Source organism: Massilia sp. LXY-5 (genome assembly GCF_059801075.1).
Map to the genome: position 1 here is coordinate 48114 of NZ_JBNNEH010000009.1, position 14488 is coordinate 62601.

Below are 14488 nucleotides of genomic sequence, written 5' to 3' on the forward strand. Positions count from 1 at the left end.
CATGCGTAACGCTCGCGAATACAATTTCGATGGCCTTGTCGGTCCGTCGCACAACTACGCCGGCCTCTCCTTCGGGAACGTCGCGTCCTTCAGCAATGTGAGGAGCGCCTCGAACCCGCGCCTGGCCGCCCTGCAGGGCCTGGCCAAGATGCGGGATTTGGCCGCACGCGGCTTCGCGCAAGCCGTGATGCCGCCGCAGGCGCGCCCGAATTTCCGCCTGCTGCGCAGCCTCGGCTTCTCGGGCACCGATGCCGATGTATTGGCCCAGGCCTGGCGCGAAGCGCCCGTGATCCTGTCCTGCGCCTGGTCGGCGGCGCCGATGTGGACCGCGAACGCGGCCACCGTCAGCCCCTCGGCCGATACCCGCGACGGCCGCGTCCACTTCACGGCCGCGAACCTGAACAACAAACTGCACCGCTCGGAAGAACACGCGCAGGCCACGCGCACGCTGCGCGCGATTTTCAGGAACCACGATCACTTCGTCGTGCACGACCCGCTGCCGTCGACGCCGGCTTTTGGGGACGAAGGCGCGGCGAACCACACCCGTTTCGCCGCCAACCACGGCGCAACCGGTGTCGAGTTTTTTGTCTATGGCCGCGTGGAGTTCGATCCGTCGGCGCCGTTCCCGAAAAAATATCCGGCGCGCCAGACCCTGGAAGCGTCGCAAGCCGTGGCGCGCCTGCACGGTCTCGATCCGGCGCGCACCGTGTTTGCGGCGCAGAACCCGGACGTGATCGACCAGGGCGTGTTCCACAACGACGTTATCGCGGTCGGCAACGGCAACGTCCTGTTCTATCATGAGGAAGCGTTTGCCGACGAGGCCTCGACCATCGACGCGCTGCGCCGCTCGGTCGCGGGCGTGGGTGCCGACTTCGTGCCGGTACGCGTGGCGGGCGCCATGGTGCCGGTCGCCGACGCGGTGGCCAGCTACCTGTTCAACAGCCAGCTGCTCACAAAAACCGATGGCAAGATGGCGCTGCTGGTGCCGCATGAATGCCGCGAGAACGCGGCGGTGTCGGCGTATCTGGCCGGTCTGGTCGCCAGCGGCGGTCCGATCGACGAGCTGCTCGAATTCGACCTGCGCCAGAGCATGCGCAACGGCGGCGGACCAGCCTGCCTGCGCTTGCGCGTGGCTCTGACCGACGACCAGGCAGCAAGCATGCACCAGGGCGTGATCATGACCGAAGCGCTGTACGCGCAGCTGGTGGGCTGGGTCGAGCGGCATTACCGGGATCGGGTGGAGCCGAAGGATCTGGCGGATCCGCAGCTCGCGCTGGAATGCACGGCGGCGCTGGAGGCGCTGGAAGGCATTCTTGGATTGCCGGGTTTGTACGATTTGAGTTAAGGCGCCGTTGATCAAGCGGTGATGACGCGTGGGCTCGAGAGCCCACCCTACGGTGCACCCGAAGCAGTCGCGTAACGTAGGGTGGGCTCTCCGAGCCCACGCGGTACGGCAGCAAAGAACGGCGGCGCCCACAACGCACCGCCAACGAACAACGAGTTACACGCTTCCGGGACAAGGAAGCCAAGGACCTGGACGGGACAACCCTGTCCACCAAACGCCGGTGCGCGCAAAGCCACAAGCCGTAGCGCGTACGGGCGACAACATCAAGCTTTGGAGAAGCAACAATGAACGACATGTCGCAAGATTTGCGTACGCAGACCCTCAACCTGGTGACCAACCAGCCCGCTCAAGGTGCGACCGAACAAGTCCGCGCCCTGATCAGCGCCTGGCTCGGATCGCTCGACGAAGAAGATCTGGCCGGCACCGCGCCGCAAGCGCTGGCCCCCGTCCTGTGGGACGGTTTCACGCAGGCCGCGAAGCGCACTTCGCAGGGCTGCCAGATCGCGCAACTGCGCTACACCGACACCAAGGGCGGCATGGCGACGGCGCTGCTGATCCTCAACGACGACATGCCTTACCTGGTCGATTCCTTCGTCATGGCACTGCGCAAGGAGCGCGTCCTGGCCGCCGGCGTGATGAACGCCGTGCTGCCGGTCCAGCGTGACGCGAACGGCGTCGTGACCGCCGTCGGCAGCGCCGGGTCTCCTCTTGAATCGTATGTGCTGGTGCTGCTGAACGACGAACTGGCCTTCGAAGAACTCGACAAGCTGACCGCGCGCATCCGCATGGTCGCCAACGATGCCGCCGTCGTGCACCGCGATGCCGTCGCCATGGGCGACCGCATGACCGCCGTCGCCGCCGCCGCGGCAGCCGGCAATACCCCGGCCGGCCAGGAAGTGGCGGCCTTCCTCGAGTGGGCGAAAAATGAAGGCTTCGAACCCTTCGGCTACGCATACTATGTCGTCCAGCCCGGCCAGACCGAGCTGGCACGCGACATCCCGAGCCGCATCGGCGTGCTGAAGGACACTGCGCACCCGGTCTACGGCACCTGCCTGGCCAACATCCCGGGCGAACTCAATACCCTGGCCGGCCGCGCCGAAACCCTGTCGATCGTGAAGGCTGACGTCGAGGGCACCCTGCACCGCGACCAGCCGCTCGATTTTATTGGCGTGCGCCACACCGACGCCCAGGGCAACATCCTCGGCGAGCACTGCTTCGTCGGCCTGTTCACCCGCGCCGCCACCTCGACCCCGCTGGCGCGCCTGCCGTTCGCGCGCGGCCGCGTGGCGAAAGTCCTGAGCCTGGCCGGCGTGCGCCAGGAAGGTTTCCGCGCCGAGAAATTCCTCGAGATCCTCGAATCCCTGCCGCGCACCGAAGCGCTGGAAGCCGATCCGGAATGGCTGGCGCAGGTGTGCAGCTCGGTCGTCTCGCTGTACAAGCAGCCGCGTCCAAAAGTCTTCGCGCGCCGCGACGTGTACGGCCGCCACCTGAACACGCTGGTCTACCTGCCGCGCGAGCGCTACAGCGCCGCCGTCGCCACCAGCCTGGCGCAAGCCCTGAAGGAAAGCTCGGGCGCGCATGACGTGCGCGTGCAGACCCTGGTGGCCGACGGTCCGCTGGCCCGTGTCTACCTGATCGCGCATGCTGCCCGCTATCCGCTCGACCTGGAAACCGACATCCAGCAGCCGCTGCTGGCGGTGCTGGACGGCTGGCACGACCGCTTTGCCGCCATGACCAACGGCGTCGAAGAACACGCACAGCGCAGCAGCCTGCGCAAGATGGGCGCCAACCTGCCGGTCTCCTTCGTCACCGCGACCGCGCCGGACGTCGCCTTCCGCGACCTGCAGGCGATGCTGAACATTGGCCAGCAGGACCGCGTTGCCGTGCGCATCGAACCGGGCAGCGGCGCCGGCAACGAAGCCCACGACGCCTCGATCCGCCTGTACTCGGGCGAGAACGTGCCTTCGCTGTCGCGCATCCTGCCGGCCCTGCAGAACGCAGGCATCGCGGTCGACCGCGAGCAGACCTGGGCTATCACGACCACCGACGGCGTGCGCCACCACGTCACCGCGCTGGCCGTGGACGACGAGAGCGGCAACAAACTGGTCAAAGCCGGCATCGCGCCGGTGGCCGAAGAGCTGTTTTCCGCGCTGTTCAACAACGAAGCCGAAGACGGTCGCCTGAACGGGCTGACCATCGAAGGCGGCCTGTCGGTGCGCGAAGTGCAGCTGGTGCGCGGCTATATCAGCTACTGGCGCCAGCTCGGCTCGAAGTTCTCGGTGCGCTACATGGCGGAAACGCTGCGCGCCCAGCCGGCATTGGTCAAAGAGTTCGTCACCGCCTTCCTGCAGCGTTTTAATCCCGCCCTGTCCGAGTCCGAACGCGGCGAAGGCACCGCGAAGCTGGCCTCGCTGAAAGCCGGCCTGTCGAGCGTGAACCACGCCGACACCGAAGAAATCATGGCCGCCCTGGTCGAGCTGGCGCTGGCGACCGTGCGCACCAACTACTTCCAGAACGACGGCGAAAAGATCATTTTCAAGTTCGACACCAGCAACCTGTCGCTGGCACCGGAACCGCGTCCTTACCGCGAGATCTATGTGTTCTCGCGCCGCTTCGAAGGCGTGCACTTGCGCGGCGGCCCGGTCGCCCGCGGCGGCCTGCGCTGGTCGGACCGCATGGAAGACTACCGCACCGAAGTCCTCGGCCTGGTGAAGGCGCAGATGGTGAAAAATGCCGTCATCGTGCCGGCCGGCTCGAAGGGCGGCTTCGTCTGCAAGCAGATGCCGAAGGACGCCGTGCGCGAAACCGTGGCGGCTGAGGGCGAGAGCGTCTACCGCCTGTTCATCGCCAGCCTGCTGGAAGTGACCGACAACCGCGTGCGCGGCGCGATCGTGGCACCGGATAACACCGTGCGCTACGACCAGGACGATCCGTACCTGGTGGTCGCCGCCGACAAGGGCACCGCGACCTTCTCCGACATCGCCAACAGCATCGCCGTCCAGCGTGGCTTCTGGCTGGGCGACGCGTTTGCCTCGGGCGGCTCGAACGGCTACGACCACAAGAAGATGGGCATCACCGCGAAGGGCGCCTTCGAAGCCGTCAAACGCCACTTCTACGAAATCGGCCACGACATGAGCACGACCCCGATCTCGATGGTCGGCGTGGGCGACATGTCGGGCGACGTGTTCGGCAACGGCGTGCTGCTGTCGCGTCAATTAAAAGTGCTGGCGGCCTTCGACCACCGCCACATCTTCCTGGATCCGACCCCGGACGTCGCGGTCTCGTTCGCCGAACGCCAGCGCATGTTCGCGCTGCCGCGTTCGTCGTGGGAAGACTACGACAAGAGCCTGATCTCCCAGGGCGGCGGCGTGTTCCCACGTAACGCCCGTTCGATCGAACTGTCGCCGCAGGTGCGTGCTGCGCTGGACATCGAAGAGACCTCGCTCGCTCCGGAAGAGCTGATGCACCGCATCCTGCTGGCACCAGTGGACCTGTTCTACAACGGCGGCATCGGTACCTATATCAAGGCCTCGACCGAAACCCATGCGCAAGTCAAAGACCGCGCCAATGACCGGATCCGCGTCAACGGCAACGAACTGCGCTGCAAGGTGGTCTCCGAAGGCGGCAACCTGGGCGCGACCCAGGCCGGCCGCATCGAATTCGCACTGGCTGGCGGCCGCATCTTCACCGATGCGATCGACAACTCGGCCGGCGTGGACTGCTCGGACCACGAAGTCAACATCAAGATCTGGCTCGATACCGAAGTCAATCTCGGCAAGCTGCCGGAAGCGGACCGTAACCGCATCCTGAACGAGATGACGGGCGACGTCGAAAAACTGGTCCTGCGCGACAACACGCAGCAGACCCATTTGCTGACCCGCGAAGTACAGGCGCAGCAGAACGGCTCGGTCGTCGACGCCTACGCTGCCCTGATCACCAGTCTGGAAGCCGAGGGCGCCGTGTCGCGCGAGCTGGAACAGCTGCCGACGGACACCGAACTGCAGCGCCGCAAAGCGCTGGGCGTCGGCCTCACCGCGCCGGAACTGGCGGTCGTCGTCGCCAACGTCAAGAACCGTTTTAAACGCATCCTGGCCGCGCTGCCGCTGACCGACGAACCCTGGGCCGAGACGGTACTGCGTCCGTACTTCCCGGCCCAGCTGGTCGCGACCCGCGACCCGCTCGATCACCCGCTGGCCAATGCAATCCTGGCCACGGTGCTGGCGAACGAAGCCGTCAACCGCTGCGGTCCGCTGATGATCCGCGACCTGGCTGCCGAACACCGCGTCGACGAAGCGGAAGTCGTGAAAGCCTGGGGCCGTGCCTGGTCGGCGCTGAACCTGGCGCCGGTGTTCGACGCGCTCGACGCCGATGCCCTGAGCGTGCCGCGCGAAGTGTCGGTCGCGGTCGACGGGCGCACCCGTGCGCTGCTGCGCGCCGTGATCGAAGGCGTGCTCTCGCTGCCGCAGGGCGCCGACGGCATGCAGGAACTGTCGCAGCTGTTCGCCAACAGCGAGCAGGTGCGCCAGCTGATGCCTGCCAAGTCGGAGGCAGACGGCCATGCGGGCCTGAACGGCCGCTTCGTGCAGGCCTGGAAGCTTGTTGAGACCATCGAGTCGCTGGCGACTTTCCTGTTCGCCGCCGTCTCCGTGCAGCGCCCAAGCGGCATGTCGCTGGCCCAGTTCCTGCAGGTCGGCATGGCGCTGCGCGAGCGCGCCGGCATCGATACGCTGGAGCGCGGCCTCAAGTTGCCGCCGCAAAGCAAGTCGCAGGAACAGCTGCGCAACTACGCGATGCAGGCATTGCGCCGCACCCAGCAGCGCCTGCTGCTGCAGGTGATCGAGCGTGCCGGCAGCGGCGATGCGCTGGCGGCGGTCGACAAGGTCACGTCGGAGATGGGCCTGACCGGTTACGCGCCGGCCACCGACCTCGAACAGGCAATGCTGGACGTCTGGTCGCTGTCGGAAGGCTCGAATCCGGAACGCCTGGCGGCTTGAGACCATGAGCGCACCGTCCCTCCATCAGGTGCCTGACGCGGTGCGCGCGCTGGCCGAAGCCGATTTCGGCACGGTCGCGCAGCGCTTCCGCAACGCCGGCTTCGTCGTCGGGTTGCCCGCGAAGGGCATCCTGACGGTGAAGGGTGTGCAGCCCGTGACCCGGCCGGCGGTGCTGCTGTCGGTCGGCGTGCATGGCGACGAGACCGGGCCGATCGAAATGGTCGCGCACGTGATCGAAGCCCTGTCACGCGCGCCGGCGGCGCTGGCGGTGGACCTGATGCTCTGCGTCGGGAATGTCGAGGCGATCGCCGCCGGCAAGCGTTTCATCGACGCCGACTTGAACCGCATGTTCAAGCCCGATCGCGGAGCGCTGGCCGGGACAGCGGAGGCTGCACGGGCGGACGAGATGATCGCCGCCACCGACGCCTTCTTCGCGGGCACCGGCCCGGTGCGCTGGCACCTGGACCTGCACACGGCGATCCGCGCTTCGCACTACCCGATGTTCGCGATCGTGCCGGACCTGATCGCCGACCACGGCAAGCAAGCATTGATCGACTGGCTGGGGCAGGCCGCGATCGGCGCGATCGTCATGAATCCGAAATCGGCCGGCACCTACAGCTATTACTCGGCCGAGCACCACGCCGCGGCGGGCAGCACCGTGGAGCTGGGACGGGTCGGCACGCTGGGGCAGAACAACATGGCCCAGTTTGTCGACGCTTCCGCAGCGCTCGATGCACTGCTGCGCGGCGAACAGGCGGCGGCGCGCACCGCGCCGCACGTGTTCAAGGTGGCGCAGGAGATCGTCAAACTGTCCGACGATTTCCGCATGGGTTTTAGTCGCGAGACGCCGAATTTCGCTTCGCTCAAGCGGGGAGAAGTGATCGCCACCGACGGGGAGACCGTGTATTCGGTGTTCCACGAGGAGGAGATGGTGGTGTTCCCGAATCCGGATGTCAGAGTCGGGTTGCGCGCCGGGTTGATGGTGGTGCGTGTGAATTGATCGAAACGCCGCGGAGTCCGCGGCGTTTTTTATTTCCGCGGTTGATCACGGGTTCCGTACGCGTGGGCATGCCCACGCGTTGCGTGCGCCTGCAGAATCCGCCCATGTTCGCTAGACTGGCCCATTCGAACAAGAATGGAGCCGCCCCATGAGCATGCTGTTCAGCCCCTACCGACTCGGGCCACTCGAACTGACCAACCGCATCGCCATCGCCCCCATGTGCCAGTACTCGGCCGACGAGGGCCTGGCCACCGACTGGCACATGATCCACCTCGGCCACCTGGCCCTGTCCGGCGCTGCCTTGTTGATCATCGAGGCTACCGCCGTCACCCCGGAAGGGCGCATCACGCCCGACGACCTGGGCCTGTGGTCCGACTCCCACCTGGAAGCCCTGAAACCGGTCATCGCCGCGATGCGCCGCCACTCACCGATTAAAATCGGCATCCAGCTGGCGCACGCCGGCCGCAAGGCCTCCAGCAACGTGCCCTGGGAAGGCGGCGCGAATATCCACCCCGGCCAGCCACGCGGCTGGCAGACGGTCGCGCCATCGAGCGTCCCGCATGCCGAAGGCGAGAGCGTGCCGCTGGCGCTGGACCACGAAGGCCTGCAGCGCATCAAGCAGGGTTTCGTCGACGCCGCCCTGCGCGCACAACAGCTCGGCCTGGATGCCATCGAACTGCACGGCGCCCACGGCTACCTGCTGCACCAGTTCCTGTCGCCGCTGGCGAACCGGCGCGAGGACGACTACGGCGGCTCGCTGGAAAACCGCATGCGCTTTCCGCTCGAGGTGTGCGAAGCGGTGCGCGCGGCGGTGCCGGATCTGTGCGTCGGAATGCGCATCTCGGCCACCGACTGGGTCGCAGGCGGCTGGGACATCGAGCAGAGCCTGCGCTTTGCCCACGAGCTGGAAAAGCGCGGCTGCCACTTCATCCACGTCTCCAGCGGCGGCGTGTCTCCGCTGCAGAAAATCCCGGTCGGTGCCGGCTACCAGATCGTCTTCGCCGAGCGCATCAAGCGCGAAACGGGTGTGCCGACCATCGGTGTCGGCCTGATCACCGAGCCGCAGCAGGCCGAGCACGTCCTGCAGTCGGGCCAGGCCGACATGGTGGCGCTGGCGCGCGCGATGCTGTACGACCCGCGCTGGCCATGGCATGCGGCCGCCGAACTCGGTGCGCAGGTGGCCGCGCCGCCGCAGTACTGGCGTTCGCAGCCGCGCCAGTACAAGACGCTGTTCGGGGAAACGCGCCTCGGCCAGCGTTGAGCGTCTTGCAGGGTGGGCGCGGGGCGCCCACCCTGCATGTTGCATCCGCCAAGGCCGCCGGTATGCAGATACAAATTACAGCAGGTGATCCAGCAGATCCGGCCCGAACACTTCGCGGTGCAGGCGCGGCGCCGGCACGCCGGCGTCCAGCAGCGCCATCCACTGCGCCTGCATGAACTTCAGCGGGCCGCACAGCCAGACGTCCGTCTGCTCCAGATCCCAGGCCGGCAGGCGCGCAATGTCCATCCGCCCGGCCATCACGCCGTCGGCGGCGCTGCCCACGTCCTCATAAAATGTCGCGACATGCAGGTTCGGCATGAGGGCCCGCGCCGCGGCGACGTCGGCCTGCAGCGGGTGGTGGGCCGCATCGCGGGCGGCGTGGGCGAAGATCACGCGGCGTTCCGGATGGACCAGGGCGATGCGGTTCAGCGCCCCGACCATCGGCGTGATGCCGACGCCGGCCGAGAGCAGCACGATCGGCGCTTCCGACTCGGTGTCCGGCGTGAATTCGCCGAACGGATGCGTCACCTGCAGCACGCTGCCGACTTTTACATTTGCATGGATCCAGTTCGAAACTTCGCCGGCCGGCGCTTCTTCAAGTGCATCCTCGCGCTTGACCGAAATGCGCAGGCTGTCCTTGCCGAAAGCGTCCGACAGGCTGTACTGGCGCAGCTGGTGGCGTCCGCCCGGCAGGTCGACGGCGACGCTGACGTACTGGCCGGCCTTGAACGGCGGCAGCGGTTTGTCGTCGTCGGCAACGAAACGGATCGACAACACATTGTCGCTCTCGCGCGTGACCTCGGTGACGCGCATCGGGCGCGTCTCTCCCGGCGCGATGCCGGCGGTGCTGTACAGCTCGGCTTCGGCGGAGATCAGCAAATTCGCCAGCGAACCGTAGGCTTCGGCCCAGGCGTCGAGCAGGGGCTGCGTGGCGGCCGCGCCCAGGGTTTCCGCAATCGCCGCCAGCAGGTGCCGGCCGACGATCGGGTAATGCTCGGCGCGGATGCCGATCGAGACGTGCTTGTGGACGATGCGTTTCACGACCGGGCCCAGCGCTTCCGGAGTGCCGATATTCGCCGCGTAGGCAAACACGGCCGATGCGAGCGATTGCTGCTGCGCGCCGCTGGCCTGGTTGCCCATGTTGAACAGGCGCGTCAATTGGGGATACTCGGCAAACATGTTGTTGTAGAACAGGGTAGTGATGGCGAGACCATGTTCGCGCAGCACGGGGACGCTGGCATCGATATACGGACGGGAAGTGGAGGAGATCATCGTGTTTCCTTTTTATGCATTTTTAATGCAACTTTAAACTTCAAAAAAAAGCCCGCAGCACGGGCCTTCCATGGGGCAGGTGTACCTATGCCGTGCCGGCGGTGGAGCCACTCCAGAACAGCTTGTGCATCCGGACGATCTGCTCGCCGGTACTGCCCGCGGTGACCTGCGCCAGCGTGTAGCGGTCCATCTCCGCGTAAAAGGCACGCATCCCGGCTTGTAACATGCCGCGCAGGTGGCAATCGAGGCTGAGGGCGCAGCGGATCGCTTCGCAGTCGACCAGTTCGTCGTCGCCTTCGAGTTCGCGCAGCACTTGCCCCACCGTCAGCAGCTGCGGATCGGCGGCCAGGCGCAGGCCGCCGTTGCGGCCGCGCAGGGCGCGCACCCAGCCGGCACGGGCCAGATGGCCGACCACCTTGACCAGGTGATTCTGCGGAATCGCGAACTGAGAGGCGATCTCGGCGACCGTCACCGGATGCGGGCGTGCGCCGGCGCGCTCGAGGTAGATCAGCACGCGCAAACCGATGTCGGAAAAGCGGGTCAGACGCATAAAATGTCTTCAGGAAAGAGCAGGTTTATTTTAAGGTACGAAATACGCATGGCCGATGCATTGTTAGGGGAAACTATTTTCTCAACAACTCGCGAACGGCCCGGAACGGCCCTATAATCGCGAACTTTGGCGGCGTTCCGTGCTCAGCCATTTCTCCATTTAGTCACAAAGGATAACCGTGAACCTGACACTGGGCCAGAAGCTGATTCGTACCAAACCGGCTGAGCGCGCGCACGAAGACAGCCAGGCGACCCATGGGGGCGGCCTGAACCGCACATTGGGCCTGTTCCCGCTGACGATGATCGGCGTCGGCGCCACCGTCGGCACCGGCATCTTCTTCACGATGGTCGAAGCGGTCCCGAAAGCCGGGCCAGCCGTCATTCTATCCTTCCTGATCGCCGCGATCACCGCCGGCCTGACCGCCCTGTGCTACGCCGAGCTGGCCGGCCGCGTGCCCGCATCGGGTTCATCCTACTCCTTTGCCTACGCGACGGTGGGCGAATTCGCCGCCTTCATCGTCGCCGCCTGCCTGCTGCTCGAATACGGCCTGGCCGGCAGCGCGGTGGCGATCGGCTGGTCCGATTACCTCAACAATTTCTTGCAGAACGCCTTTGGCTGGGAAATCCCGGCCCAGCTGCGTTCGCCGATGTTCGTCTCCGACCACAGCAATTTGACTGTCCACTCGGGCAATTTCAATTTGCCGCCAGTGCTGCTGGTGATCATGTGCTGCATCCTCCTCATTCGCGGCACCAAGGAATCGGCCACGACGAATGCCGTCATGGTCGTCATCAAGCTGGCCATCCTGGCCTTTTTCTCGGTGATCGCCTTCTCCGGTTTTGATGCGAACAATTTTCACCCCTTCTTCAATACGGACAACAGCAAGGGTTTCGCCGGCATGGCCGGCGTGACGGCCGCCGCCGGCACCGTGTTCTTCTCCTTCATCGGCCTCGACACGATCGCCACCGCCGGCGAAGAAGTGAACAACCCGCGCCGCAACGTGCCGATCGGTATCCTGGCGGCGCTGGTCATCGTCACCCTGTTCTATTTGCTGGTGGCCGTGGCCGCGATGGGCGCGCAGCCCGCGCACCTGTTCGAGGGCCAGCAGGCCGGCCTGTCGGTGATCCTGCAGAACGTGACGGGTAAAGCCTGGCCGGCGCTGGTGCTGTCGGCCGGCGCCGTTGTCTCCGTGTTCTCGGTGACCCTGGTGACGATCTACGGCCAGACGCGCATCCTGTACGCGATCAGCCGCGACGGCCTGATCCCGAAGACCTTCCAGAAGGTGAACCCGCGCACCGGCGCACCCGTCTCGAACACGCTGATCGTCTGCCTGGTGGTGGGCCTGGTGGCCGGCCTGGTCGACTCGACCTTCTTGTGGGACATGGTCAGCATGGGTACGCTGACGGCCTTTATCGTCGTCTCGATCGCGGTACCCGTGATCCGCGCCAAGCAGGGCCCGGATGCCGAGCACGGCTTCCGTGTGCCCTTCGGCCCCTATGTCGTGCCGGGCCTGTCGATCGCGGCCTGCCTGTACATCATGAAGGATTTGCCGATGCCGACCTTCCGCGTGTTCTTCATCTGGATGGCGGCGGCGGTGGCGACGTATTTCCTGTACAGCGTAAGGCATAGCAGGTTGAACAAGAAGGGTTGATTACCTGAACGCAAAACGCCGCGCCCGACGCGGCGTTTTTTTTGTGCACGCTGTACAAGCGCGTGGAGTCAGGACTCCACCCTACACGCACCTCAGATCGTAGGGTGGAGTCCTGACTCCACGCGTCTTAGCGCATTGGCACAGCGTGCATGGCAAGACGAAAAAAAAGCCACGTGCCTTCCGGGAGCGTGGCTTTTTGCCTTGAAAGGGCGCCGTAGCGCCGCTTTACGTTACAGCGCGTTCATTTCCTTCAGCAGGTTATCCGCCTTGTCCACATGCTTCATGTTCCACAGGATGTAGCGGATATCGACCTGGATGTCGCGGGTATTGGCCGCATTGAAGTCCCAGTCCGAGATGATCGAATCGAGGGTGCCATCAAAAGCCAGGCCGATCAGTTCGCCACGCTTGTTCAGCGCCGCCGAACCCGAGTTGCCGCCGGTGATGTCCAGCGTCGCAAGGTAGTTCACCGGCACCGTCTTCAGTGCAGGATCGACGAACTTGCCGAAGTCCTTGGCCTTGATGGCGGCCAGCTGGGCGGTCGGGGCGTTGAATTCGCCTTCGCCGGTGTGCTTGGCAACGACGCCTTTCACCGTGGTGAACGCGGTCCACGCACCGGTGCCGTCGGCGCCATGGTCGCGGCCGGCGATCTTGCCGAAGGTGACGCGCAGGGTGCCGTTGGCGTCCGGATAGACGGCCTGGCCCTTGCTGTTCATATAGGCGATCTTCGCCTTCATGTAGCCGGAATAGGCCTTCTGGATCTTGCCGGCGAGTTCTTCCTCTTTGGCTTCGTCCTTCAGGTCCGATTCATACATGGCGACGGCTGCCTTGATGAAGCTGTCGTTGCTGGCCTTGAACTCGGCCGGCGACTTTTTGAGCCACGCGGTGCGCTCTTCCTTGTTGGCCAGTTTCGAACCGGCATAGGCCTTGTCGATGGCGGCCTTCAGTTCGTCCTGGCTCATGCCCGAACGGATGCCGAGGGCGACGTTGAAGGCCGTGTCCTGCTCCTTGGCCGGCTGGGCCAGATACTTGCTCAGGAAGTGCAGGACCAGCGCCTTGTCGACTTTTTCGTCGTAGGTGCGGTCCTGGCCCGTGATGACCGAGGTCATGCGCGCCATGTCGCGTTCCTGGTAGCCCGACTTGCGTGCGGCGTCCGGCTTGGTGCGCTCGTTGGCCAGGCGGTACAGGGTACGTGCCGAGCCCAGGAAGCGCGGCTGGGCATAGCTCTGGTAGAAGCCTTCCTTGGTGTGGCTGTCGCGCTCGGCGATCAGTTTTTCGACGGCGTCGATGTCGCCCGCGAACTGTTTTTTACGCGCGGCGTCGCTGTTGACCCAGGCCTTCATTGCATTGTGCTCGGCGGTCTTGCGCGCCAGGAAGTCGCTGTCCCCGTAGGAGGTCAGCATGCCCTTGCGGTTCTTGTAGTAATTGTTGACGTTGGCGATCTGGCCGGCGTACTTCAGCTTGGCAGCCGGATCGTTCTTGGTTTCGCGCTCGATGATGGACAATACGTCACCCGAGGCTTGCACGAAGGCCGGATAGTTCCAGTCGAAGGTGTACTGCACTTCCGACGGCAGGCGGTGGCGGTTGGTGCGGCCGGGATAGCCGACGACCATGATGAAATCGCCTTCCTTCGAGCCTTCGGTCGCCACTTTCAGGAAGTGCTTCGGCACATAAGGGACGTTGTCGCTCGCGTAGTCGGCGGCCTTGCCGTCCTTGCTCACGTAGGCGCGATAAAAACCGTAGTCGCCGGTGTGGCGCGGCCACATCCAGTTATCGGTGTCGCCGCCGAATTTGCCGACGCCGGCCGGCGGCGCGTGCACCAGTCGCACGTCGCGGATTTCCAGCTGTTTCAGGCGATAGAACTCGAGGCCGCCGTAGTAGCTGGCCACGGTGCAGCGGTAGCCCGGCGTTTTTTCGCAGGCGGCCACCATTTCTTTCTGGTTCTTTTCGATCGCGTCGATCCGTGCCTTGCCGGTCAAGCGCGCCACTTTGGCGTCGATGATCTGATCGGTGACCTTGGTCACCTCTTCCGTCACGAACACGCGGCTGCCTGGCGCTGCCGGCACTTCCTCGGCCAGGGTTTTGGCGAGGAAGCCATTCGCCAGCAGGTCCTTCTGCGGCGTCGAGTTGACGGCGACGCTGTTGTAGACGCAGTGGTGGTTGGTGACGACCAGGCCTTGCGGCGAGACGAACGATGCCGAGCAGCCGCCCAGGCTCACCACCGCGCCCATCGGGAATTCGGTCAGTTTGGTCAGCGTTGCCGGGTCGAGTTCGAGGCCGGCGGCCTTCAGTTGCTGGGCTACTTGTGGCAGCTGCTGCGGCATCCACATGCCTTCGTCCGCTTGTGCGGCGAAGCTGGTCAGGATGGCCAGCGAGAGGAGAGTCTTTTTCATTCGCGATCGATCAGGAGGGGTTATCGGA

8 protein-coding genes are annotated in these 14488 nt (G+C 65.2%); 5 read left to right on the forward strand and 3 right to left on the reverse strand.

The features are described 5' to 3' along the window. The first annotated feature begins 1 nt into the window (after window position 1). The 4 genes from astB (at window position 2) to ACI48I_RS23685 (ending at window position 8600) form a co-directional block, all read left to right on the forward strand. On the forward strand, window positions 2–1345 hold the full coding sequence (gene astB / locus ACI48I_RS23670; protein WP_498575664.1) for an N-succinylarginine dihydrolase: 1344 nt from the start codon (window positions 2–4) through the stop codon (window positions 1343–1345). A gap of 284 nt (window positions 1346–1629) precedes the next feature. Continuing rightward, window positions 1630–6339: an NAD-glutamate dehydrogenase domain-containing protein gene (locus tag ACI48I_RS23675; protein WP_498575665.1), complete on the forward strand. Its 4710-nt coding sequence runs from the start codon at window positions 1630–1632 to the stop codon at window positions 6337–6339. 4 nt (window positions 6340–6343) lie between these two features. Continuing rightward, window positions 6344–7339: a succinylglutamate desuccinylase gene (locus ACI48I_RS23680; protein WP_498575666.1), complete on the forward strand. Its 996-nt coding sequence runs from the start codon at window positions 6344–6346 to the stop codon at window positions 7337–7339. A 148-nt stretch (window positions 7340–7487) separates the two neighbouring features. After that, window positions 7488–8600 (forward strand): NADH:flavin oxidoreductase/NADH oxidase, encoded by a 1113-nt coding sequence (locus ACI48I_RS23685; RefSeq protein WP_498575667.1) that lies wholly within the window; start codon window positions 7488–7490, stop codon window positions 8598–8600. A 75-nt stretch (window positions 8601–8675) separates the two neighbouring features. Here the strand turns inward: ACI48I_RS23685 and ACI48I_RS23690 are convergent, their stop codons facing one another. Both ACI48I_RS23690 and ACI48I_RS23695 read right to left on the reverse strand, forming a co-directional pair. Further along, window positions 8676–9872, reverse strand: a complete 1197-nt coding sequence (locus tag ACI48I_RS23690) for a globin domain-containing protein (protein WP_193687516.1) — start codon at window positions 9870–9872, stop codon at window positions 8676–8678. 85 nt (window positions 9873–9957) lie between these two features. Continuing rightward, window positions 9958–10422, reverse strand: coding sequence for an RrF2 family transcriptional regulator (locus ACI48I_RS23695; protein WP_498575668.1), 465 nt, complete (start codon window positions 10420–10422; stop codon window positions 9958–9960). A gap of 178 nt (window positions 10423–10600) precedes the next feature. Here ACI48I_RS23695 and ACI48I_RS23700 point away from each other — a divergent pair, with 178 nt between their 5' ends. Then, a complete protein-coding gene (locus ACI48I_RS23700) occupies window positions 10601–12070 on the forward strand; it encodes an APC family permease (protein WP_498575669.1) in 1470 nt (489 codons plus the stop codon). Window positions 12071–12300: 230 nt separating this feature from the next. Here ACI48I_RS23700 and ACI48I_RS23705 read toward each other — a convergent pair whose 3' ends face one another. Further along, a complete protein-coding gene (locus ACI48I_RS23705) occupies window positions 12301–14460 on the reverse strand; it encodes a S46 family peptidase (RefSeq protein ID WP_498575670.1) in 2160 nt (719 codons plus the stop codon). Between the last annotated feature and the right edge of the window lie 28 nt (window positions 14461–14488).

What these genes read in the sequence shown, in the direction of transcription:
- ACI48I_RS23680 (WP_498575666.1), top strand. Translation starts at nt 6,344, where the DNA reads ATGAGCGCACCGTCCCTCCATCAGGTGCCTGACGCGGTGCGCGCGCTG.
- ACI48I_RS23695 (WP_498575668.1), bottom strand. Translation starts at nt 10,422, where the DNA reads ATGCGTCTGACCCGCTTTTCCGACATCGGTTTGCGCGTGCTGATCTAC.
- astB (WP_498575664.1), top strand. Translation starts at nt 2, where the DNA reads ATGCGTAACGCTCGCGAATACAATTTCGATGGCCTTGTCGGTCCGTCG.
- ACI48I_RS23675 (WP_498575665.1), top strand. Translation starts at nt 1,630, where the DNA reads ATGAACGACATGTCGCAAGATTTGCGTACGCAGACCCTCAACCTGGTG.
- ACI48I_RS23685 (WP_498575667.1), top strand. Translation starts at nt 7,488, where the DNA reads ATGAGCATGCTGTTCAGCCCCTACCGACTCGGGCCACTCGAACTGACC.
- ACI48I_RS23705 (WP_498575670.1), bottom strand. Translation starts at nt 14,460, where the DNA reads ATGAAAAAGACTCTCCTCTCGCTGGCCATCCTGACCAGCTTCGCCGCA.
- ACI48I_RS23690 (WP_193687516.1), bottom strand. Translation starts at nt 9,872, where the DNA reads ATGATCTCCTCCACTTCCCGTCCGTATATCGATGCCAGCGTCCCCGTG.